1 protein-coding gene is annotated in these 505 nt (G+C 44.4%); it reads right to left on the bottom strand.

The window, feature by feature from the left end; translation table 11 throughout:
• The coding region (locus tag R7O13_RS31285; RefSeq protein ID WP_318305783.1) for a 4Fe-4S cluster-binding domain-containing protein at positions 1-377 on the bottom strand (377 nt) is incomplete at its 3' end.
• Positions 378-505: the final 128 nt, after the last annotated feature.

The raw sequence follows: 505 nt of genomic DNA, 5'->3' as shown, positions 1-505 counted from the left end.
TTGTCTTTCATCAACACTTCAAACAGGTCGTCCGATTTCGCCGCTTCTCCACATATGCTGAGCGCTTGTGTTGGACATACGTTTCGCAGCGCTATGATCTGCGCTTCGCTCATGGCTTTTCGATTGATGATGATTTGATCGTCAATACGTCGGATACCATCGCTCGCCATGTCGCCGTTTACGGTTTGTTTATAAGCCGACACACAAAGCTGGCAGTCCGCCATACAACTGCGCTCATCAAACAGCAGAGAGTGCTTTTCACTGCGGCTTTCTGGGTTTTGGCACCAAGGACAGGACAGACTGCATCCCTTCAGAAACAGAATGGTGCGAATACCATCACCATCGTGGGTCGAGAACCTCTGAATATTGAAATACATTGCTGTCCGCCTCTTGGTTTGCTCTTCTACTTCTCACGCTTTTCTTTTTCTGAAAGCTTCATTTGATAATGAAATATTGCCACTTAACTTTCGTTTTATGAAATTATTATAGTTTCAATTGAAATTAC

It is taken from the genome of Vibrio sp. Y176, assembly GCF_033438945.1.
Note: the sequence above shows the minus strand (reverse complement) of the source record. Positions and strands in the feature narration are given on the sequence as shown.